The following is a 20,076-nucleotide window of genomic DNA, read 5'->3' on the forward strand; positions in this document are numbered from 1 at the left end:
CCGCCTTCACCAGGTAGATTCGCGAACGCCTCGCCGTCAGGCTGAAGGAGCTTGCGACACATTAGGTATCCGCTTACTCAGTTCCCCTCACGGGCATGAGCGGCTGGCCCGACAAGACGGTCAATGACGTGGAGGCGCGGCTCATCGCAACATACAAGTTGGTAGCGTTCATCGAGCCTGCATTGAGAATGACCGCATGCTCTGCCTCGAGACCCTTTAGCAAAAGCGTACTTCCAATGCCCCGCCGGGGGAGCGGGCGTCCTTTGGAACGCTGAGCCTCCCGTTCAGCAATGGCCGCAGTGCGCAAATCAATCCCACGGCCCGTTGCGCGCGTCAGCGCTGCCAGCATCACGGCCAGCAGATGCGGCCGAAACACATGCAGTCCTTCATCCACACGAAGGACATCCAGAATAGCATGAACCGACGAGAGGCTATCTTCTTCGAAGAAGCGCAGACATGCCTGTTCGGCGACAGTGGCGGGTGGGTCCTGTTCCCCCCGCCTCAGGGCATTGACCCGCTGTGCCAGAGGTTGGGCAACGCCGGCCATGACCAAAGATACGAAACGAAGTGTCGCGTTGAGTCGGTCGATGCCGGCGGCATCCTGGATTTCAGTTGCAGCCGAGATTAGGTCTGACATGTCCACCGGCTCGATCACCTGCACTCCCGCGTTCGCGCGTGCAAAGTCGAGACGGTTCTGAACTGGGCGCGAGTCCCCGATGACCAGGAGGCTAGCGCCGGCTCCTAGTCGGATAGCGCGTACCGCTGCGTGACGATCTCGCTTTCGTTCCTGCACATCGTCGGGGAGCTGAAGCCACCGCACCGAGGGCGGGGCGTGCCTGAAATCGATCTGACCGCCGCGCAGCAATTCGGTTCGAGCGTCGAGAATCCACTGCCCGAGGACCTGTTGCCCGGCATTAGTCCACCGGTGCGGCACATCCAGCTCGAGGACGGTTGGGAAGTGAGGCAGCACATCGCCCTCCCAGTCCGGATGCTCACCGTTGAAATTGAAGATGCATTGCAGTGGATCGCCAAGGACGTGGCATGGGAGTTCTGCAGCGATCGCACGTACAAGGCGATGCTGTCGGGCAGAGCAATCCTGATACTCGTCGACGACAACCCGGCTATACGTTGCCCGAAGAATCGCTGCGATAGCCCCTCCCTCCAGGATCCCGATTGCCGCGTCCTGCGTGGAGGGGTAGTCGATTGCGCCATTGGCGTTGCGATGACCAGCGAGGCCCGGGTAGAGCGTAATCAGCTTTAGCGCCCATCCGTCGATGGTAGCGAGCCTGTAGCGTTCGGCTGGCACGCCGGAGCGGGCAAGTCGATTGCGCAGCGCGGTGACGCCAGCATTAGTATGCGTGAGGACGAGGACCGGCTGTCCATCATGATGTGCAAGTGCATCGACAATGGTCTGCGTTTTGCCGCAGCCGGCCGGCGCTACGACTGAGCCTGAAGGAAGATCGAACAGAGGCATCAGATTTCCACGTCCCCGTGATCGTCTGCCTCATTTTCTCCAGCCGCGCCCATTATCCATGCACGGAGTTCCCCGATCGTCTGAGTCAGGCGGCCGCCACTGGCTGCCAGATGCGGTCCAATCACCTCTCGGCCGAGCGTTTCCGCATAACTGACCGTCTTGTACCATTTCCCCTTGGTGGCGGCGGCCCCGAGAACCGCGCGTTCCTGCGCGGTGAACCCGAATGGGTCATCGAAGGCGAGGTCGATATCGGCGTCGCGTGCATGGATCTGCGCGTTGACAGACTCCTCTCCATTCCAGTCACGAGCCAGATCGACCAGCGGACCAACGGCATCGTCCGCAATCGATGCGAAAATTTGCATCTCGGTGGTGTAGGGCTCGTCCCAAAAGAACCGCGTCACCCCGGCTGCGTGAAGTGCGAGCAATTCACCTACGTCCAATTCCTTGTCGGAATCGTGCCAGAGGGCTGTTCGGTATCCAGCTTGCGCAAAAGCGAGTGCTCGCTGGAGCATGTTCGAACCGGTGCCATCGGCTATGGCCACACCGCAGCTTCCCATCGGTCTTTCGCCCTGGTCTGTCCAATACAGATCAAGACCGCGGATGAGCCCAACCTCGGTCGCGCCTTCGCACACGAGGACGCTAGGTGCCAGAAATGCGTCGGCGCAGGTCCGAAGGGTTCCTTGGTCAGCTGGATTGCGACCTAGCTTGATCAAAGAAAGGTTCGGTGCCGCCGGTTCGCGCTTCGCTCGCCACAGCTGCTGGGCTGAAAGCTCTCGCACAACAACAGGAGAATGCGTCGTAACGAAGACTTGGCGTGGAGGTTCGGCATCCTTCGCGCCTAGCTGGTGAAGCAGGCGGATGATCCGAAATGGTTCAAGGCCATGTTCGAGCTCATCGACCAGCGTGATTGGAGACGTGTTGCCGGCCAACGCTTGTAGACCTGCGACGAGAAGACGTGAACTGCCCAAGCCAAGGTTGCGTAACGGCACGCCGTTTCCGTCGTGGAGAGCGATCGAACCGGCACCGAAACTTACACCATGCGCGTCAAGGAGAGCCTCGGCCTCTTCCGCGCCCACAACACCCACTTGGCCCGCGACATCCCGGACCATGTCAATCGTGTCGGCCACCTCGGCCGCAGCGGCATCGCCGAATGCTGCACGAGCTTGTCTGGCGGCATCCGCCAGCGCGGCGCCTGCGGCTGGCCTTACTTCCGCGATGCGGTTCAGAACGCTACGCGGTCCCCAAGCAAGATGGTGGCCGGCGAACGCACCAAGCCGCGTAGGCGCCAGTCGGACCCTTTCTGCGAAGGGCAGATCGCGTAGAGCTTCCTCGGCTTCAGCGCGCTCCGAGTAGAGCGTCCATTTGGGATCGAGGTCTGCCCCCACGGTCAGTCGTACTGAGATTACAATCTCGCCGCCCACCTCGGGTTCATCGGACACACCAAAGTCGCTGTCCCATCCCCGATGGAACATCCCGTAACGGTCAAGCTCCAGCAACGAAGTGGGCAGGTCGCCGATCGTGGCTTCGATTTGGATTTCCTGGGTCGTGTCCAGCCCATGGAAATCGGCGTCCGTGAACGTCGCTGACCGTCTGGCCGACAGCACCATATCGACGGCATCCAGCACAGTCGACTTACCGGAATCCCCGGGACCAATCAGTCCATTGATACCACTGCCAGGTGCCCACTCCAGTCGGCCGATCCCCCGGAAACGCCTGATCTTCAACTGACGAATCAGTGGCATACTGCATTCCCCCTATTGTCGACTTTACGTTGTGCCGCGCAGATCGCGCTTGGGCAACACGAGGCAATGGAACGTCATGGCGGTATGTGATGGCAGGCCGCGTTGCGTTTTAGGAGAGAGATTTACGTCGGACTTCCCCCCCAGTTCGATCCGGATGACTGTTAGCGCTCCGACCGAAGCATCGCCCACGATGCCCGGTTCGAGCATAAGCAGGGCCGGCAACGCCTGTGTCAGCGCAAGCGCGCCATTGTCCTTCGCGACCTCGCCCCAGGTGGTCCAGAGGTCCAGCCGCCCATGCATCCAGAGGCACATGCGATCCCTGCTGACCTCGTCTACGAACGGCATGGTCAAAAGCGTTCGCGCCACCGGAGTGGGATCGCGCATATCGCAGTGGAGCAACGAGATCGACGACTCGTGGAAGAGTTCTTTCCGGACGAAGGCGAAGGGCAAACGCCTAGCCTTGCCTTCCAGTGCCTCGAACTTTGACCGGTCGCATTCGATAGCGGTCATTCAAGTGGCGAACCGGGAACGAAAGCTTCATCCTAAGGGAGGTCTTTAGCCCGGCCTCGCGCAGCCACAAGGAGAGCGTCGGCTTATCTTGGCCGACGGCTCCAAAGGCGACTGTCCGGTAAGTCCCACCCTCGGACGGTCTCGCCGGTTCTTGCCGACATGAATAAAGGGCGGCTCAGGCTCGGACGGAACCCAAAAGGAGCCTGTCCGGATCGTCCCCAGGTCCGGTCGTTCCGGATGCGCATTGTGCGCACCCCGGCCCGGCTAGTCTACGCAGCGGGATCGTCGCCCGGCCACCCCGCCGCTGAGTGACAAGGGGGGCCGGGCGACGATTACTTGGCCTTCGCGGCGGGACGCTTCCACCGCGTCTTGGCAGCGCCGGGCGCCGGGGCCGGGGTCTCGGTTGCAGCGCTTGTGTCAGCCGCCTCTTTCACAAACAGACCCAACTTGCCGCGGCGCTTCGGCTTTTCTGCGGTAGCCGGGGCGTCGGCGGTTTCTGCGGACAAGTTTTCTTCCGACACCGGGGCAATCGCTTCGGACTTTGCCGCAGACTTCGGCGTCCGCGCCATGCGCTTCGTGGGTTGCTTCTTTGGCGCTGCGCCGCGAGCCGGAGCCTTCGTCGCGGTCGGCGGTGCGCCGGGAGTTTCGACGGCCTGCTCGGCGACCTGCGGCTCAACTGGGCTGTCCGCGACCTCTGCAACTGGCGCCGTCACCGTTTCCGCTGAAGTGGCGGTGGGTTTCGTGGTCGCTTTCGCTTTGCGGGCTGGCGCCTTGGCGGCCTTTACCGCAGCCGTCTTGGCAGCCTGCTTCTTCGGCTTGGCGGCAACGGGTGCGGCAACGTCAGTCGCTTCCGCAGCATCTGCGCCGGCTACAGCATCTGCTGGTGTGGCTGGATCTGTGGCCTTCTTGTTCCCGAGCCCGATCTTTTCCGCGATCGCACGGCGCATGTCCGCGAAGGACGGGGCGACCATAGGATAGCTGGCCGGAAGGCCGTAGCGCTCGCGGTAGGTTTCCGGGGTCAGGCCGTGCCGCGTGAGGTGACGCTTGAGCGCCTTGTACGGCTTGCCGTCGATCAAGCTGATGATGTGATCCGGCGACGCCAAGCTCTTGCGCGCCGTTACGGCCGGCGTGAAAGTAGGCTTTTCTGCTTCAGGCGCCGCCGGAGCTGCGTCCTGCGTCAGGGCAGCCCTCGTGGACTGGATAAGACCTGCGAGATCCGCCGACGGCACCGCGTTGTTGGCAAGGTACGCACTCAGCAGTTCAACAGTGAGCGAGGCGATGTCAGACTGCTTTTCGTTTTCGGCCATTCTTGTCCGCTTCCCTATCTTCCACGACGCGCGGCGAGTTTCGGCCGCCCGAAGGCTTTTTTGCAGTTCGAGACATTCCGACTGCACATTTCTGAAGCAAATAAACCAGCTAACGATGTTTTCATAGTCTTCGCTGGTTCAACGTCCATCTGAATGCACCGCGAGTGCAAAGCAGTACCGCTCGCGGGGCATGTTCGATTACCAGTCAGCGGCGTTGACGAAGGTATTCGGGCCGAGGAACGGGGCGGCCTTGCGGACCGTTACGTCGTAAAGGAGAGCACTCATGGACGAAGTCTCGATAGGCCCCGGAGAGAACAACGATCAGCCCGTGCAGCACGGCGTCGATGCGCAATCCGAAACGGAACGCGATATTGAGCGCGGCCTTGCCGGGGCGGAAGCCAAGCCATTTTCCGAGCCCGCGAAAACAAAGATCTCGGATAAGGAGGCGCGGGCTTCCGAAGGTGATGAAGAGAATTCGTCAGCCGAAGCTCAAGACAGCCTGATCTCCGGCAGGCGAAATTCCGGCCGGGAATAGGACGGCTTGGTGGGAGCGTCGGGCGCGCAACGCGCCTGACATATTCCGTAATAGGGCCCACCGGCGTAATCTCATTCGCGGTGATGACCCTTTGGCGAAGCCCCAGCCAAACACAGCCGTGCGACGTCTCGCTGCGGCCACGGGTTTCAAATGCGTCTTTTTTCGGTCTGACACGTTCGCCTGACATGCCTTCATTCGCATCGCCCGAGCCCTACATCGTCATCATGACCGGCCTCGGCGTGCTCATCGCCCTGGTCGCCTGGTTGCCACTCGCGTTGAAAAAGTTGCCACTGTCTCTGCCGATCATCTGCATCGGTATCGGAGCCGCCGTCTTCCTGCTCCCGGCGGTCTCGCTGCGGCCTCTCCCGATGCTTCACCCGCACATCACCGAGCGTTTTGCCGAATTTGTCGTCATCATCGCCCTTATGGGCGCCGGCCTGAAAATTGACCGGGTGTTTGGTTGGCGGCGCTGGGCAGTCACCTGGCGGCTGCTCGGGATCACGATGCCGCTCGGCATTCTGCTGATCACTGTCATGGCGACCTTGACGTTAGAGGTGACCTGGGCTGTCGCCCTGCTGCTAGCGGCAAGTCTCGCGCCGACCGACCCGGTTCTGGCCGCGGATGTCCAGGTGGGGCCACCCAAAACCGGCGATGAAGACGAGGTCCGCTTCGGCCTCACTTCAGAGGCCGGACTCAACGATGGCGCAGCCTTTCCGTTTGTGCATCTCGCCATCCTGCTCGCCGCCGCGCTGCCCGCCGGCAAGCTATGGGTTGGAGAATGGATCGGCTACCGCGTGCTGTGGGAAGTCGGCGGCGGCATCGTGGGTGGATGGCTGGTGGGGCGCCTGTTCGGGTGGCTCACATTCCGCATCCCCGCCGAGACCAAGCTCGCCAAGACGGGCGATGGCCTTATCGCCCTGTCTGCAACTTTTGTATCCTATGGACTGACGGAGATGGTGCACGTCTATGGCTTCCTGTCGGTTTTCGTGACGGCGCTTACCTTCCGGCATGCGCACCGCGATCACGACTTCCAAAGCGAAATGCACGCCCTTACCGAGCAGATCGAACGGATAGCGATGATGGTCCTGCTCATCCTTTTCGGAGGCGCTTTGGTCAGCGGTCTGCTCGCCCATGTTGGCTGGGCCGACGTGGGCGTTGCTGCGGCAATCTTGCTGGTCATTCGCCCCCTCACCGGGTGGCTTGGGCTTTTGGGGTATCCGGCTGATGCCGGCGAGAAAATGACCCTTGCCTTCTTTGGCATCCGCGGTGTGGGTTCGATCTACTATCTCGCATTCGGCATCAACCATATGCCTGTGCCGCAAGCGGAGAGGCTGTGGGGTATCGTCGGGCTCGTCGTGCTGTTCTCGATCCTGCTCCACGGTTTGACGGTGACGCCGATCATGCGGTCGCTGGATCGCCGCCGCGGTGTCGACCCCGAGGCGCAGCAGCTTCCTCCCCCGGGGCTGCGACGCGGGAGCTGAGTGCACATCGAAGCCTAATAAAACACCTGCTCCCCGCTGGAATAGGTCCCCGACAGTACGGCAAGCAACGTCAAGAAGTGCGGCGCGAGCCTGAGGCTCCATACCTTGCGCCTCTTGCTGATTGCACCTGCTGCACCGCAGCATCGGACATACAGGTGATGCCTTTCAGGCATCCTCTCCCAAAACTTCCAAAGCCGGCCCATGTGGCCGGCTTTTTTTGTCGTCCGCCGTACCTATTTGGAAGATGGGCTTCGTGGCGTATTCGGCGCGCGGCAACATAAAAGAGGGGGCGATAGGAATGACGGAAACGCTGACCACCACAGTCCTGCAGGTGATCGAGCGGACGCCGCAATGGGTACGCCATGATTTGGAATCCAAAGAGCCGGCAGTCCGCATCCGCGCAGAAGAAACGCTCGCCGCGATGATCGCCGCCGCACTCCGCGAGGTTAGTGCGCTCCCGGTAATCTGATCGCCACCCCCCCTTTCACTGAGCAAAGCGAAGCACGCCGCACAGGGAATTGCTCGTTAGATCGAGCGTGCGCCATGATCTCGAACCCAAAGATCTGCCGTCGCGTACCGCAATCGGTCTCGCTGAGCCAACCCGCACTCAAGCGAAAAATCGCTGAGGCCCCACGCTTAGTTCATGAAAGGATGGCGCGGCTCCCTCATCCCAGTTTCTTCATGAGCCGGCCTGCGGCCCCATGCTCCGCCGCCAGGTTGCGGTTGTACGAGAGCGGCATCCGCGGCGACTTCCACCGAAGCGCATCCATGATACCGGCCAGGTCTTCACCGCTGGCGAACAGGTCCTGGTTCAGTCCCACCCGGGTGGAATGCCCGCTGATCCGCTGCAACAGGCGCTCCAGATCATCCTTCGTCAGGTCAGGAAGCGCGCCTTTTTCAAAGGCGCGGCGGATGATCGCGCGCCAGATCGGCCCGATCGAGCCAGGATGGAGGGCACCTTGGCCTACGGTGAATTCGGTGCGGGCCGGCACTGCAGGTTTGGGCAGCGTCTTGCGCAGGTCCCAGATTTCCCGGCCAGCGATCGTCGACAGGTCGCGCCCCGGCACACGGGCCCGGGCCTTGTACCGCCGCACGATCACCCGGCGGAACAATGGCCCTGCCTCGACACCCGACGCCTCCAGCCAAAGATCGAGCGCACGTACGGTCCTTGGGCTGAGGAACGCGGTAGCCCCCTCCCCCTCACTATCGCCTTTGCTGCGCGCGATCGTAAGCAGTCTCGCATCGGGATCATTGGCTTCGACAATGTGCCTCATGTCGACAGCGACAAGTTCACTGGCCCGCAGACCGGTGTCGTAAGCCAAGCTAAGCAGCGCTCGATCGCGCAGGCCAGTCATGTCTTCGCCGCAGGCGTCGAGCAGTGCGCGAAGATTGAGTCCTCGGGCAGAATCTCGCTCGAGGTCGGAAACGGGCCCCTTGAAGCGCAGCGGCGCCGCCTGGCGCTGGGCCACGCCTTTGTCGCGCCGGATAGCCGCCAAGGTCAGCTTGACCAGCGGCGCGGTGGTGGGATCGACCAGGCCGAGCAACTGGTGCAGCCGGGCGATTGAGGCTTTGTATCGCGCGAGTGAGGCAGGTTTGGCCCCCTGCCCTGCCCGGTACTTGAGATAGTCGGCGACATCCTGCGCATTCGCCGGCAGCGTGATCCGGCGGTGCTCGCGACACCACAGATCGAACGCAGTCAGGTCCGAGCGTAGCGCCAGCAGGGTATGGCGCGAGGCGGCGGCCTGGAAGGCCTCGAGCAGGGGTGCATCGATCACCACCGGCTCGGCCGTACGCAATGTGGTCACCAGCGGCAGCAGCAGCAAGCCTGCCCCGCCCTGGGCTTCCACCGCTAGCGCGATCCTCCAGGATCGTCACGCACCCCGCCCGCCGCAGCTCGTCCAACTGCGCCGCCGTGTCCTGTTCATCGGTGGATACGCGGGCGTAGCCAATCAAAGCCATTTTTCACAATCCATATAACGGGGTCAAAGGAACCGTTGACCCCGTTATATTTAAGCCCAGCCAGTCGCCAACGGAAGCGGGCCGAGTACGCCATGGCTGGCGTAGGTCAGGAAATCTGCCGCCTAGCCACCGGTTTGCCCAGGTCTCCGTATAACGGCGCATTGCGGGTCGCCTTATCAATCTGACGCGCGTGTTTTACGCAATCGGCGCGGATAGCGAAACCTGCGTCAGTGGTCGCCATGCTTTGCAAGCGAACTATCATGTCCGACGGACGATCAATTTGCAAAGTACGTATTTCCATGGTGTGCCGTCACTTCAAATGCCTTCCATGCTGTGCGAATCCATTCGCTGCGACTGCCTCCGCACTACGCGACAGCTTGCGGCGTCCTATGGGAGAATTGACATGACTGGGCTAAGATGCTTGCGGTTTCTACTTGGGGCCGTGGCGATATTTTGCACGGATTCCGCCATGGCGCGACAGGCCCCGGCCTCGGATGCGGACGAGGCGGTATATCGCGAGCGGTTCAAAGCGATCATGGCAAACGGCGGCATCTTGACCAGCTATTCCCCAATGGAACCGATCGCGGGTGCCCCCGGAGCCTCGCCGCTACCAACGGCTAGCACGGCACAGTTGACCGTGAAGCCTGCCGCGCTGGATGCCGCCGCGACGTATGCGCGGGCCAGCAATGCCCGGGCGTTCATCGTCTGGCGCAACGGCAAGGTTCAGCGCGCGGAATACTTCAAGGGCGGCGACCGCTCCGCCCAGATCGTCTCGAAATCCCTGTCCAAACCACTTGGCGCTATCGCGGTCGGCCGCGCCATCGCACTCGGCAAAATCCGCTCGGTCGACCAGCCACTGACAGACTTCATTCCCGAGTGGCGGGGCTCCGCCAAGGCGGCGATGACCGTGCGCCACCTGCTCGACATGCGATCGGGCCTTATGGAGCAAGCCGCGAGCAGCGATCCCGATCACCCATTGAACCGCGCTTATCTCTCGCCCGACCACGGGGCCTACCTCGTTGCGCACTATCCACTGACCCATGAGCCCGGCAGCTACTACGGCTATGGCAACGCCACGGCGGAACTGGTCGCGGTGCTGATCGAACGCGCGACAGGGATCCGCTACGGCGAGTTCATCGGCAAGCAGGTGCTCGCACCGATCGGCGCCGAAGGAGGCGAGATCTGGGTCGACCGCTCGGGCGGCCTCGCCCATTCCGGGTGCTGCATGACCCTGCCCGCAGAAAGCTGGCTGCGGCTTGCGGTGCTGCTGCTCGATGACGGGATGGCGAATGGCAAGCGTCTGCTGCCAAAGGGTTACGCTGCCGACATGGCCCACGGAACCCCGCAAAACCCGCACTATGGAATGGGGCTGTGGGTGGCCGGTCCCTACGCAAATCGCCGCGGCTTCGGTGCGGTCGGCAAGCCCGGCCCGCAGGTGCTGCATGGCGAGCCCTACCTCGACAAGGACCTGTTCCTGTTCGATGGCAACTCGAACCAGGTGGTCTACGTATCGCCGGCAACCCGCACGGTGGTGCTGCGCATTGGTGACAGTCCGGCGCCGACGCCCGAATGGGACAACAGCAAGCTGCCCAACATAATCCTGCGTGGGATCGAGTGGCGTAGAGGCGAAAAGCGGCCTCAGCCACAGAAGTAATATGGATGGGGGAGCGGCCAAGGCGCTCCCCCTACTTGCGTCAGCCGTTCCAGAGCGGATCGAGCAGCGCCCCGGGGGCGTCTAGCAAATCTGGAAACTGCTTGCGCGTGGCGGCCGTCCAGCGGTCTGGGAGGTCTTTCAGCGTCACCCCGTACCGGCCGCTGCCGATGGCGGTGAGGTGGCCGGGATGTCCCGCCATGTCCATCCACGGCCGCCAATCGACCACGTTGGTGAAGCTGGTGAGGCACGGAACCCGCGCCACGTCGGTCCGCTGCAGATCGGCGGTACGGGCGTGCAGGGTCACCATCTCGCTATAATTGAATCCCGGCTTTCCGGCAGGCGCGGGCATGCCGACGCGCGTCACTTCGGTGATCCAGGTGTCGTCGCCGCGCACTTCGGGTGCCTTGATGACGTGGTCGAAACGGGTGCCGGGCACGAGTTTCGGAACTTCTAGTTCCAGCGTCGGCAACAGCGTGAGCCGGCTTGGCGGCAGGTTGGTGCGCGGATCGGTCATCCACTTGCCGGTGTAGGGATTGAGGAAGCGACCGGGCGCCTCGCCGGTCCGTGGATCGAGGAAATGGGCGATCTCACCGGTAACGCCGTCGTAGCCACCGTCCGGCCGCTTGCGATAGCGCGCGAAGGTGGCGCCGACCACGTCCCACAGCGGCGTGACTTCGGCGCCCACGACCCCGAAATAACTGCCACTGACGTAGCCGATCACCAGCCGTTCATCGAGCGCGGCCCGCATCATCATGTAGGAGCGGAAGCGCCCTTCCGGAGTGCCTGCCGCCGGTGCGGCAACCCGTGTCCTGGCGAGGGTCGCGGTGGACGTGCCCCCAAGCGCCAGCCCGGCGCCGACCATCTTCACGACATCGCGTCTTCCCAGCTTCATGCCAACCATCCTTTCCTCAAACAACGAAGGGCGCCGACCCTGGCCGGCGTCCTTCCCGTCACTTCGCGGTGGCCGGCAGCGGGCCGACCGCCTTGGGCGGCTGCGGCGGGTTCCATCCCGCGGGCACGGGCGACGGCGTCTGTTCACGCGCGAAGTTCTCGAGGCTCGACAGCGACGGACCGTAATCCTCGGTCGGCGCATGCAGCCACTTCTCGTCCATCGCACGCGCAGCGGCGACGATGTCCGGCGCCAGTTCGCGCTCGCCGTCCACCGAGCCGTAGCTGGTGACGTAGTTGATGTGGCCCTGGGCCTGGCCCATCATCATCCACGGCAACCACGGGGTGATGCGGGTCCACGAACCGACATGCGGGATGTGGGTCAGGCGCGTGTTCGCCACGTCTTCACGCTTCATGTAGTACGTGAAGTATTCCGACACTCGGTTCATCCAGCCCGAGGATTCCCGCACCCATTTGTCGGGACGCAGGGCATTGGGATAGTAAAGGTCGATGCGGGTGTTCAGCAGGATCATGCCGCCGGGCGCTTCCTGCCAGTCGAGCAGCAGCGGACGGCGCGGCGGCTTGTCCTGGTTGAGGCCACCGTAGGATGGTGGCTCGGGTTCGAATTCGCTGATCGTGAAGTTGAACGGATCGTTGGCGATCGGGACGACCTTGACATCTTCGTTGGTGTAGGGGTTGCGCCACGTCTCCAGGATCTTGCCGGTCTCGAGGTCGCGATAGAACACGATCTCGCGCAGCAGCTTACGCCAGCTGCCGTCATCCAGCTTCTGCAGGCGAGTGAAGCTGAAGCCCTCGACGTCGAACAACGGGCGAACCTTCTCGTTCTCACGCACGCCCATCGCCCGCCCCTTGATCCAGCCGCACTTCTCCTTCCTGGTATCGGTATCGCCATCAAGGCGCGCGAAAGTATCGCGGTTCCACTTGGGATCCTTGAAGTCGATCTTACCCGCACCCTTGCCGGTCGCCGACGCGGCCAGTGCCGGAACGGCGGTGAGGCCGGCAGCGAGCGCGGCAAAGCCGAACCCTTCGCGGCGGGTAAGTTTGAAGTCACTCATTATTCGGTATTCCTGTCTGCCAGATTGAAGCGGAAATGTCCGGCCGGAACGAACGCAAGGTTCGTCCCGGCCGGTTGGAAAAGGTCAGAACTTGTAGCCGGCAGTCACCCCCATGCGGCGGCTTTCGCCGAGGTAGACCTCGTAAGGGAAGAACGCGAAGGGGATCCCCGCGCGCGGCTGGCCGATGGCATTGGCGGTGTAGGTCACGTCGAACACGTTGTTCGCCCAGAACGCGATGCTGTAGCGCTCGCTTTCTACCCCCAGGCGGACATTGGTCAGCGTGCGCGCACCGAACGACGTCAGGTTGGTGGCATCGGCATAAGTCTGCCCCGACCGCGACACATCGACCCGCCCGGCCATCTTCCAGTCCTCGCCGAGCGGCACGTCGGCAGCGGCGTGGACGTTCCACTGCAGCTTGACCGAGCGCGCCGGCCGCCGTCCTTCGAGCGAAGTGGCGGCGCGCTTTCCGCTGGGGGTATCGACGATGATCACGTCCGGGCAACCGGGCGCAGCGGTTGCGGTGACGCCTGAGCCGACCAGGCAGGTAGTGGCGGAATCATACGCGCCGGCCTGAAACTTCGGGTCAGAGTAGACGACGCTGCCGCCGATGCTGAGCTGGTCGATCAGCCGCAGGTCGGCCTGGACCTCGAAGCCGTCGGTCTTGAGATCGCCGGCGTTGCGGACGATCGCGTTGGCACCCTGAGAGGTCGGGTTATTGGTGAACGCCGTGATCTGCGCGTTGGTCCAGTCGATGTGGAAGTAGCTCGCGTTAAACTGCAAGCGCCGGTCGAACAGCTGCGACTTCACACCGGCCTCGTAGGTCCAGTTGCTTTCCTCCTGGTAGGCCACTTCCTCCGCAAGGATGCCCGTCGGGCTCACCGCATTGCCGGTGTTGAAGCCGCCGGAACGGATCCCCTTGGCAGCCGATGCATAGAAGAAGATGTCCGGGGTCGCCTGATAATCCAAAGTGAAGCGCGGGGTGAAGCTGTTGAAGGTGCGCGCGAACTGCGGCCCGGCCACCGGGAACACGCCCGCTTCCGGGATGGTCGTGCCATCGATCGGCTGGTTGAATCCCGGCTGTGCCAGCGGATTGAGGACGGAGAACACCTGCGCCCGCTTGCGGTCGCTGTTGTAGCGACCCTCGGCGCTGGCCCGTAGGTCACCCAGACGATACGACAGCGATCCGAACACCGACATGGTCTTGGTGCTGGCGCGGCTGTAGGTAGCGAACAGCTGGTTGTTCGCCCAGTCGTTGGTCAGAAACGGGTTGGTGCTGAAATCATAGCCGCCGAAGCCAATCGGTGCCGGATTGATCGGCGGACTCACTTGCACCACCCGCTCGTTCGCCGCCAGCCCGGACCTGTCTGCGCCCAGGCCGAGCGCCGCCAGCGGGATGCGCGAACTGAAGTAGCTGATGCCGGACAGCCACTGGAACGGCGCATCGGAGTCCGACTGCAGGCGAACTTCCTGGCTAAACGTGCGCACCCGTTCACGACCGGAAGTCACCAGGTTGACGTTGGTGGTTCTGCTGTAGGCACCGGCCGGGAAGCAAGCGATGCCCGCGGTGCACACGCCCACGAACGAGCCCAGCGAACTGCCGTCGTAGTCGTTGTAAGTGCGGTTCTCGGCACCGGTGAACGCGGTAATGCTAGTGGCCGAAACGCCAGAACGGCGCCAGTTCAGGTTCAACGACACCTGCCGAGTCCGCGCTGTGGTGTCGGGCAGGTTGGGCGACAGGTCGCTCGTTTCCGGCGTGGTCAGGGGCCCGCAGTAGCGCGTGCGCAAACCGGTCGCGGCGTTGACGTTGCCACAGTTGAAGATCGAGATTGGCAACACGCTCGACGGGGTCAGTTCGGTCTTGGAGTGGGTCACGAAGCCCGATAGCAGCGCGGTCAGTTCCGGCGTCGGCCGGAACTCGATAGCTCCGCTCAACGCGTACTTCTCGGTACCGCCCAGTTTGTCGTTCCGGTTCGCGGCGTTCTTGCCGTAGCCGTCGTAGGACAGGTAGCCGCCCCCGACCCGCACCGACAGGGTCTCGGTCAGCGGCGCCGAAATGCTGCCGCGAAGGCGATAGTCCTCGTTGGTGCCGACGGTACCTTGGACGTTGCCCTCGAACCGGTCGACCGGTGCACGCGTGGCGATCGACAGTGCGCCCGCGAACGTCGAGCGACCGAACAGCGCACTCTGCGGCCCGCGCGCCACTTCGATGCTGCCGACGTCGAGCACCGAGATGATGTCGATGGTGTTGCGGCTGGTCTGGTAGATGCCGTCGATGAAGACGCCCACGTTGGCCTCGACGTTCAGGTCGTTGGTGGTGTTGGCCGGTGCCTGGCCGCGGATGTAGACCATCTGCAGAGTGCCGCCGGCGATCGAGGTGATCGCGATGCCCGGCGTCGAATTGGTCAGGTCGTTCAGGTTGCTGATGTTACGCTTCTCGAGGTCCTCGGCCGAATATGCGGTGATCGCGATCGGAACTTTCTGGACGCTTTCTTGCCGTAGCCGTGCCCCGGTGACGACGATGTCGCCGAGCGGCTCCTCGCTGGCGGACTGGGCGAATGCCGGCATCGCCGCGCAGCCGATCGCAAGTGCAATCGACGAAACCAGGCCGTGCCGAAGAGTATCGAACCGTATCATGCTGCTTTCCCCTGTTTATAAGCCACCATCTGTTCCCCTGACGGCCATATTATCGCGCCGCATCTATGCGCGGCTTGGGCGAAAGGTCTCCCTCACCACCCTCTCCCGGAAGAGATTGTGTACGTTCCATCCGACTGGCGGTTATAACTGGGAGCGATCATCGGACGGTCAGCCGGACAAAAGCTGATTTCGCATGGAAATTCCTCCCTCCTGCTATCAGTTTCTTTGGTGCGGCCTTCGTGCATCGAAGCAGTGCCCGGTGCGTCTGCGTAGAGTGATCCGACATAGAGCCATGGTTCAATCAAACTCCGTTCATCGCAGTTTTGAATACGAAATTGATAGATAGCCCGATTGCGTCAAGCTAGGTCCGTGTAGAATCAAGTGAGGTCAGCAAGTGGATTTTGTCCGCGTTCGAACGTAGGCCGGGCATCCCGCAGTGGTTTTGCGAGGCTGGCAGCTCCAACAGGTAGAACGAAGATGTCAAAGGCGAGTGACCGGGCTTATCATGCGGTTCGCACCAGGATCCTGGATGGCAGCCTGGCGCCGGGAACCCAGGTGCGCGAGGAGGACGTCGCGACCGCGTGCGCGATTTCCCGTACCCCAGTGCGCGAGGCGATCCGGCGGCTTGAGGGCGAGAAGCTGATCGAGCGGGATCGGCAGCGGTCCTATGTGCGGATCTGGTCCGAGACGGCGATGAAGGACGTGTTCGCATTGCGGCTGATGGTCGAGCCCTATGTCGCCGAGCGCGTGGCGTTGCTCATCGGGCCGGACGACATTGACCGCCTCAAGCGCACCAGCGAACTCTACCGGTTCGCGATCACGCAGACCGATCCCGACATCGCGACGATCGTCGATCAAAACACCACTTTCCATCAGGTGTTGCTTGAAGTGACCAGATCCGAGGTACTGGAGATCGTGCTGGAACGTTTGGTCGCGGTGCCGATCGTGCCGCAGACCCTGCGGCGCTATAGTCGTGCCCAGCTTGAAAAAGCGCTAACCGACCACAACGAACTCATCGCAGCATTTGAGATCAAGGACCCCTCATGGGCAAGCACAATCATGAAAAATCACATTCACCGTGCTCAAAACGCTTTTTTTGCAACGTAGTCTTGAGATCAGTAGCCGCTTCGATTTTGCGACTAACATTTTAATTTATCTCGGCAGATCCGAAATCTGAGAGCCTGACCGGAGAGTTATTGAGCGATACTAGCCATTTGTGATTCACGGCATTCTTGCGAAGAGATGGGGAGATCGATGGCATGAACTCGCATTGCTCGGCAGGAGCATGGCCGACGAGGGCTGCGTTATTCAAGTGTTAGGACGCATCGCGAGTGACAGCTGGCAGCGCCGTTCATTCCTCCCGCGAAGCGTGGCGGGCGGCGTCGGACCACCGACATGCGCGAGGTGCTGAACGCGTAGCTCTACATTGCCGCGATCAGCTGCGCCTGAAGGCTGCTGCCGCGATGCTTTCTGTCGGTCTCGACCGTTCAGCGGTACTTTTACACCTGGCGCAATGCCTGGCTTCTCGATGCGATGAACGGGTGCTGGCCATGAACCTGCGCGAGATCGAGGGGCGCGAAGCCTCTCCCAGTGCCGGCGTCATCGGCAGTCATTCAGTGAAAACAACGGAAAGCGGCGACGCTTGCGGCTATGCCCAACTTGAACAGTGCTTTTGGAAAAGGCATTTTTGTTCAATGACATGCACGCAGCGGCGCGAGTGTTACCACTACATTTTTGGGGTCGGTTGAGCTTGCAGAGGCTCTGGTTCGCGGCGGCAGTTCGCTGATATTGGCCGGCAGCGCGATGCCGGTTGCCTTGAAGACATTCCCCACCTGGCCCGAAACGTGGGTGCGGGTGGTAATGACGTTGCCGTCCTTTTCGATGGTGGCTTCCTGAAGGCGGTCGCGATCGGTTAGGAGCGGCTGCCATTCGGGCTGTAAGCCCTTTTCCTGACACAGGCGGGTAAGTTCCTTGGCCAGCGTCAGAGCAGGAACGAGACAAACACATGGCCGCGGATAGCGGCATCGGACTGATGGAATATGGGGCCGCACCGTGCGATTCAACTCCAGCCGGCCCCGCCAAAACCAAAACCGCTGCTCGCCCCGTAAAACGATCGTTTTGTCGTGGGACGAAGCCGTAAATCGCGAGCTCGGTCGTAAACCCAGCGTTGATGAACCAGCAACGCGCATAGCGAGCGAACTCAGCCGAAAAATGAAGCCGTTCGGTGAAGGGAGTCGGCGACGGGTCTGCCCAGCACGGGGAACGACATCCCGCTTGCGGCATTTGTTATGCGTTAGGTTGCAAGGATCCAAACATTGAAGTCGGTGCTGATCGTCGAAGACGAGATTCTCATAGCGATGGAAATCGAACGCATCCTTGAGGAAGCCGGCTACCGCGTGATCGCGATCGCCGCCGATCAGCAGGAGGCCTTGCGCGCCGGCGAAAAAGCCGATCTGGCGTTGATCGATCTTAATCTCAGGGATGGCCCGACCGGTCCCATTATCGCGCGCGAACTTGCCGCGCAGTACGGTGTGCGCGTGGTGTACGTGACGGCCAATCCCGCCCAAATCGGCGAGCCTGCCTCCACTGCGATGGGTTGCATCCGCAAGCCATTCACGGACGATGCCATCCTGACAGCAGTTGCGGTCGCGGCGGGAGCGGAGAATGCCTCCCTGTCCCATGAGGGCCTCATCGGACTACGAACCGCGATTTGATCGCCTCAGCATCGCAGAAAGCGGGACCTCAAAGCGAACCTCCAACCCCTCTTGCGACCATGTGCGCTCCATCGATCCGCCCAGTTGCCGCATCACGCTCAGCTCAATAAGCTTACTGCCGAAACCGTAGCCTGAAGGTTCGTGGACGGCCGCTCCACCACGCTCGATCCATGCGATGCAGGCGTGATCGTTTTCGATCGTGCAGACAATCGACACGGAACCGTCAGTGGCAGCAAGAGCGCCGTATTTGGCCGCGTTCGTCGCCAACTCATGGAACGTCAACGCCAAAGGCGTAGCCGAGTGGTCGTCGATCATCATCTCCTCGCCGCTGATGGTGACGCGTTCCACATAGGCTGCCAGCAAATCGGCCAGCATTCCCGAAAGGCTGTTCGGTCGCTTCTCAGGTCGAGATGCCTCGCTGTGCGGCCTGACGAAGTCGTGGGCCCGCCCCAGCGCAAGGATGCGATTGCGCAGGTCACCAGCCACATCCGCCAGTTCCGGGCGCTGGCGTGTCGAAAAACTGATGAGGCCGCTGATGACCGAGAAGATGTTCTTGATCCGATGGCTCAGCTCCTGCGCGACGATCTCGCGCTGGGCCTGGATCATCTTGTGATCGTGAATGTCCGTGCATGTTCCGAACCACCGGGTAATAGCTCCGTTCCTGTCGTGGATCGGTAAAGCTCGCCCCAACGTCCAACGATACTCACCGCTAGCGTTGCGGAGCCGGTATTCGATTTCATAGGGATCGCCGGTCTCGAGGCAATGGCGCCACGCGCTCCAGGCCCGCTCCTGATCGTCTGGATGAAACATATCGTTCCATCCGGCCCCATCTGTGGAGCCGGCCGGCATGCCTGTGAATTCGTACCACCGCGCATTGTAATAGTCGTGAAATCCGTCCGGACGCGTCGACCACACCATCTGCGGCATCGTATCGGCCAGAACGCGAAACTTGGATTCCTGCTCCCCAAGTTCATCTGTGTGATGACGGTGGGAGCGGCGCTGGGCAAGCTGACCCACGATAGTCGCCGCCAGCACCTTGAGGCCTTCACGCTGAACAGGCGTCAGATCGCTGCGCGGGGTCCGGTCGATGACGCACAAAGCACCAAGCTGAACTCCATCTTCGGAGACCAGCGGCGCTCCGGCGTAGAACCGGATGGCGGGTTCCCCTACGACAAGTGCGTTGTCGCGAAACCGAGGATCGCCCGCGGCGTCCGGCACAATCATGATACCCTGCCCTTGCATCGTATGCGCGCAGAACGATGTTTCTTGGGGCGTTTCCCGGGCATCCAGGCCGGTCCTCGCCGGAAACCATTGCCGGTCGCGCTCGACGAAACTCACCAGGGCAATCGGCGTATCGCACAAATTGGCGGCAAAATCCGTCACAGACTTCAGGACCGGATTACCCTCGAGCCCCGCGAGATCGAAAGCCTGAAGGTCGTCAAGCCGTTTCAGCTCTTCGTGCGTTTGGAACCGGGGCTGCAGTGCGTCTGACATTTTTAAAGGGGCTTTCCGCCGCGACAGTGGGCGCCGCTAAGTTCTGGCTGTGATGTGGGTGCGCACAAGGCGATGGACGGAACGATCAGAGCTCAGGAAGATACAAACGCGATGGCCGCTCCAATGCTTTGGAGCGGCCATCCGCAGATAGGGATCAGATCTTGTCGCCGAGAGCGCCCTTGACGCTCCCCTTCACATCCTGACCCGTCCCCTTCAACTGCTGGGCCTTGCCCTCGGCTTCCAGCCTCTCGTTGTCGGTTGCCTTGCCGACCGCTTCCTTCAGGTTGCCCGCGATCTTGTTTCCAGCAGCGCTTGCCTTGTCCGTAAACTCACCCATAACAGCGTCCTTCCTTACCGGGGCCCAGAGCTTGGCTATTATCGAAAACCCGGCTCATTAGGTTAGGTTCCTATTCTCTTTCACTTCAGATCGGCCAATTGCGCGGAGCCATCTCGCAGCTCGACAAAGGCACAGGAAGTCAGGCCCGAGCAATGCTCGTCTTCTGAACCTGGTCCATCGCGTCGGTTTGCCTTCGTGCGCAATGGATCGGCCGCAGACGGTGTGAGATCGCTTCGGTGGGATCCGAGCGCCTCGAAGCTCTCGATCATCA

At 62.0% G+C, this 20,076-nt stretch carries 18 protein-coding genes and 2 pseudogenes; 7 read left to right on the top strand and 13 right to left on the bottom strand.

Translation table 11 applies throughout. The annotated features are described in order from the left end of the window. Positions 1-73: 73 nt before the first annotated feature. The 4 genes from TQ38_RS18295 to TQ38_RS18310 form a co-directional block, all read right to left on the bottom strand. Entirely contained in the window at positions 74-1,474 is a 1,401-nt protein-coding gene (locus TQ38_RS18295; protein WP_043981132.1) for a UvrD-helicase domain-containing protein, read from the bottom strand. Beyond that, a complete protein-coding gene (locus TQ38_RS18300) occupies positions 1,474-3,216 on the bottom strand; it encodes an ATP-dependent endonuclease (RefSeq protein WP_043981134.1) in 1,743 nt (580 codons plus the stop codon). The genes TQ38_RS18295 and TQ38_RS18300 overlap by 1 nt, the downstream gene beginning before the upstream one ends. 24 nt (positions 3,217-3,240) lie before the next feature. Further along, positions 3,241-3,726, bottom strand: coding sequence for a hypothetical protein (locus TQ38_RS18305; protein ID WP_043981136.1), 486 nt, complete (start codon positions 3,724-3,726; stop codon positions 3,241-3,243). Positions 3,727-4,058: 332 nt separating this feature from the next. Beyond that, complete coding sequence (locus TQ38_RS18310; protein WP_052506070.1) at positions 4,059-5,033, bottom strand: MucR family transcriptional regulator; 975 nt, start codon at positions 5,031-5,033, stop codon at positions 4,059-4,061. 283 nt (positions 5,034-5,316) lie between these two features. On the opposite strand from TQ38_RS18310, the gene TQ38_RS18315 reads away from it, so the two are divergent. The 3 genes from TQ38_RS18315 (at position 5,317) to TQ38_RS30640 (ending at position 7,518) form a co-directional block, all read left to right on the top strand. Then, a complete protein-coding gene (locus tag TQ38_RS18315; protein ID WP_043981138.1) occupies positions 5,317-5,568 on the top strand; it encodes a hypothetical protein in 252 nt (83 codons plus the stop codon). A gap of 185 nt (positions 5,569-5,753) precedes the next feature. Then, positions 5,754-7,049, top strand: a complete 1,296-nt coding sequence (locus tag TQ38_RS18320) for a sodium:proton antiporter (RefSeq protein ID WP_043981140.1) — start codon at positions 5,754-5,756, stop codon at positions 7,047-7,049. A 298-nt stretch (positions 7,050-7,347) separates the two neighbouring features. After that, positions 7,348-7,518 carry a hypothetical protein gene (locus tag TQ38_RS30640; protein WP_205316166.1) on the top strand — a complete coding sequence of 57 codons (171 nt, stop codon included), beginning with the start codon at positions 7,348-7,350 and terminating at the stop codon, positions 7,516-7,518. Positions 7,519-7,714: 196 nt separating this feature from the next. On the opposite strand, the gene TQ38_RS18325 is transcribed toward TQ38_RS30640, so the two are convergent. Both TQ38_RS18325 and TQ38_RS18330 read right to left on the bottom strand, forming a co-directional pair. Beyond that, positions 7,715-8,863, bottom strand: a complete 1,149-nt coding sequence (locus TQ38_RS18325) for a tyrosine-type recombinase/integrase (RefSeq protein ID WP_370059830.1) — start codon at positions 8,861-8,863, stop codon at positions 7,715-7,717. A gap of 61 nt (positions 8,864-8,924) precedes the next feature. After that, positions 8,925-9,008, bottom strand: a pseudogene (locus TQ38_RS18330) (recombinase family protein); the annotation flags it as partial. Positions 9,009-9,477: 469 nt separating this feature from the next. Between TQ38_RS18330 and TQ38_RS18335 the strand changes: the two are divergent. Then, complete coding sequence (locus TQ38_RS18335; protein WP_043981146.1) at positions 9,478-10,662, top strand: serine hydrolase; 1,185 nt, start codon at positions 9,478-9,480, stop codon at positions 10,660-10,662. Between the two features lie 40 nt (positions 10,663-10,702). On the opposite strand, the gene TQ38_RS18340 is transcribed toward TQ38_RS18335, so the two are convergent. The 3 genes from TQ38_RS18340 to TQ38_RS18350 form a co-directional block, all read right to left on the bottom strand. Then, positions 10,703-11,554, bottom strand: a complete 852-nt coding sequence (locus tag TQ38_RS18340; RefSeq protein ID WP_043981148.1) for a DUF1838 family protein — start codon at positions 11,552-11,554, stop codon at positions 10,703-10,705. Between the two features lie 58 nt (positions 11,555-11,612). Then, complete coding sequence (locus tag TQ38_RS18345; RefSeq protein ID WP_043981150.1) at positions 11,613-12,626, bottom strand: DUF1838 family protein; 1,014 nt, start codon at positions 12,624-12,626, stop codon at positions 11,613-11,615. An 84-nt stretch (positions 12,627-12,710) separates the two neighbouring features. After that, entirely contained in the window at positions 12,711-15,260 is a 2,550-nt protein-coding gene (locus tag TQ38_RS18350) for a TonB-dependent receptor (protein WP_043981152.1), read from the bottom strand. 477 nt (positions 15,261-15,737) lie between these two features. On the opposite strand from TQ38_RS18350, the gene TQ38_RS18355 reads away from it, so the two are divergent. Beyond that, complete coding sequence (locus TQ38_RS18355) at positions 15,738-16,367, top strand: GntR family transcriptional regulator (RefSeq protein WP_043981154.1); 630 nt, start codon at positions 15,738-15,740, stop codon at positions 16,365-16,367. Between the two features lie 162 nt (positions 16,368-16,529). Continuing rightward, positions 16,530-16,963: pseudogene (locus TQ38_RS18360) on the top strand (transposase); the annotation flags it as partial. Here the strand turns inward: TQ38_RS18360 and TQ38_RS18365 are convergent. Next, positions 16,952-17,323, bottom strand: a complete 372-nt coding sequence (locus tag TQ38_RS18365) for a hypothetical protein (RefSeq protein ID WP_043981156.1) — start codon at positions 17,321-17,323, stop codon at positions 16,952-16,954. The pseudogene TQ38_RS18360 and the gene TQ38_RS18365 overlap by 12 nt on opposite strands. A gap of 252 nt (positions 17,324-17,575) precedes the next feature. Here TQ38_RS18365 and TQ38_RS18370 point away from each other — a divergent pair, with 252 nt between their 5' ends. After that, entirely contained in the window at positions 17,576-17,974 is a 399-nt protein-coding gene (locus tag TQ38_RS18370; protein ID WP_082058046.1) for a response regulator, read from the top strand. On the opposite strand, the gene TQ38_RS18375 is transcribed toward TQ38_RS18370, so the two are convergent. The 3 genes from TQ38_RS18375 to TQ38_RS30040 all read right to left on the bottom strand — a co-directional run bounded on the left by TQ38_RS18375 (position 17,957) and on the right by TQ38_RS30040 (position 20,074). Beyond that, complete coding sequence (locus TQ38_RS18375; RefSeq protein ID WP_043981157.1) at positions 17,957-19,468, bottom strand: sensor histidine kinase; 1,512 nt, start codon at positions 19,466-19,468, stop codon at positions 17,957-17,959. The genes TQ38_RS18370 and TQ38_RS18375 overlap by 18 nt on opposite strands. Before the next feature lie 154 nt (positions 19,469-19,622). After that, positions 19,623-19,805 carry a CsbD family protein gene (locus TQ38_RS18380; protein ID WP_043981159.1) on the bottom strand — a complete coding sequence of 61 codons (183 nt, stop codon included), beginning with the start codon at positions 19,803-19,805 and terminating at the stop codon, positions 19,623-19,625. A gap of 80 nt (positions 19,806-19,885) precedes the next feature. Continuing rightward, positions 19,886-20,074: a hypothetical protein gene (locus tag TQ38_RS30040; protein WP_162792288.1), complete on the bottom strand. Its 189-nt coding sequence runs from the start codon at positions 20,072-20,074 to the stop codon at positions 19,886-19,888. Positions 20,075-20,076: the final 2 nt, after the last annotated feature.

This window comes from Novosphingobium sp. P6W (assembly GCF_000876675.2).
In the GTDB taxonomy this organism is placed as follows: domain Bacteria; phylum Pseudomonadota; class Alphaproteobacteria; order Sphingomonadales; family Sphingomonadaceae; genus Novosphingobium.

Excerpts from the sequence above, each read along its gene's own strand:
- TQ38_RS18310 (WP_052506070.1), bottom strand. The coding sequence starts at position 5,033 with ATGGCCGAAAACGAAAAGCAGTCTGACATCGCCTCGCTCACTGTTGAA.
- TQ38_RS18350 (WP_043981152.1), bottom strand. The coding sequence starts at position 15,260 with ATGATACGGTTCGATACTCTTCGGCACGGCCTGGTTTCGTCGATTGCA.
- TQ38_RS18340 (WP_043981148.1), bottom strand. The coding sequence starts at position 11,554 with ATGAAGCTGGGAAGACGCGATGTCGTGAAGATGGTCGGCGCCGGGCTG.
- TQ38_RS18355 (WP_043981154.1), top strand. The coding sequence starts at position 15,738 with ATGTCAAAGGCGAGTGACCGGGCTTATCATGCGGTTCGCACCAGGATC.
- TQ38_RS18315 (WP_043981138.1), top strand. The coding sequence starts at position 5,317 with ATGGACGAAGTCTCGATAGGCCCCGGAGAGAACAACGATCAGCCCGTG.
- TQ38_RS18375 (WP_043981157.1), bottom strand. The coding sequence starts at position 19,468 with ATGTCAGACGCACTGCAGCCCCGGTTCCAAACGCACGAAGAGCTGAAA.
- TQ38_RS18300 (WP_043981134.1), bottom strand. The coding sequence starts at position 3,216 with ATGCCACTGATTCGTCAGTTGAAGATCAGGCGTTTCCGGGGGATCGGC.
- TQ38_RS30640 (WP_205316166.1), top strand. The coding sequence starts at position 7,348 with ATGACGGAAACGCTGACCACCACAGTCCTGCAGGTGATCGAGCGGACG.
- TQ38_RS18335 (WP_043981146.1), top strand. The coding sequence starts at position 9,478 with ATGGCGCGACAGGCCCCGGCCTCGGATGCGGACGAGGCGGTATATCGC.
- TQ38_RS18320 (WP_043981140.1), top strand. The coding sequence starts at position 5,754 with ATGCCTTCATTCGCATCGCCCGAGCCCTACATCGTCATCATGACCGGC.
- TQ38_RS18345 (WP_043981150.1), bottom strand. The coding sequence starts at position 12,626 with ATGAGTGACTTCAAACTTACCCGCCGCGAAGGGTTCGGCTTTGCCGCG.
- TQ38_RS30040 (WP_162792288.1), bottom strand. The coding sequence starts at position 20,074 with ATGATCGAGAGCTTCGAGGCGCTCGGATCCCACCGAAGCGATCTCACA.
- TQ38_RS18380 (WP_043981159.1), bottom strand. The coding sequence starts at position 19,805 with ATGGGTGAGTTTACGGACAAGGCAAGCGCTGCTGGAAACAAGATCGCG.
- TQ38_RS18305 (WP_043981136.1), bottom strand. The coding sequence starts at position 3,726 with ATGACCGCTATCGAATGCGACCGGTCAAAGTTCGAGGCACTGGAAGGC.
- TQ38_RS18295 (WP_043981132.1), bottom strand. The coding sequence starts at position 1,474 with ATGCCTCTGTTCGATCTTCCTTCAGGCTCAGTCGTAGCGCCGGCCGGC.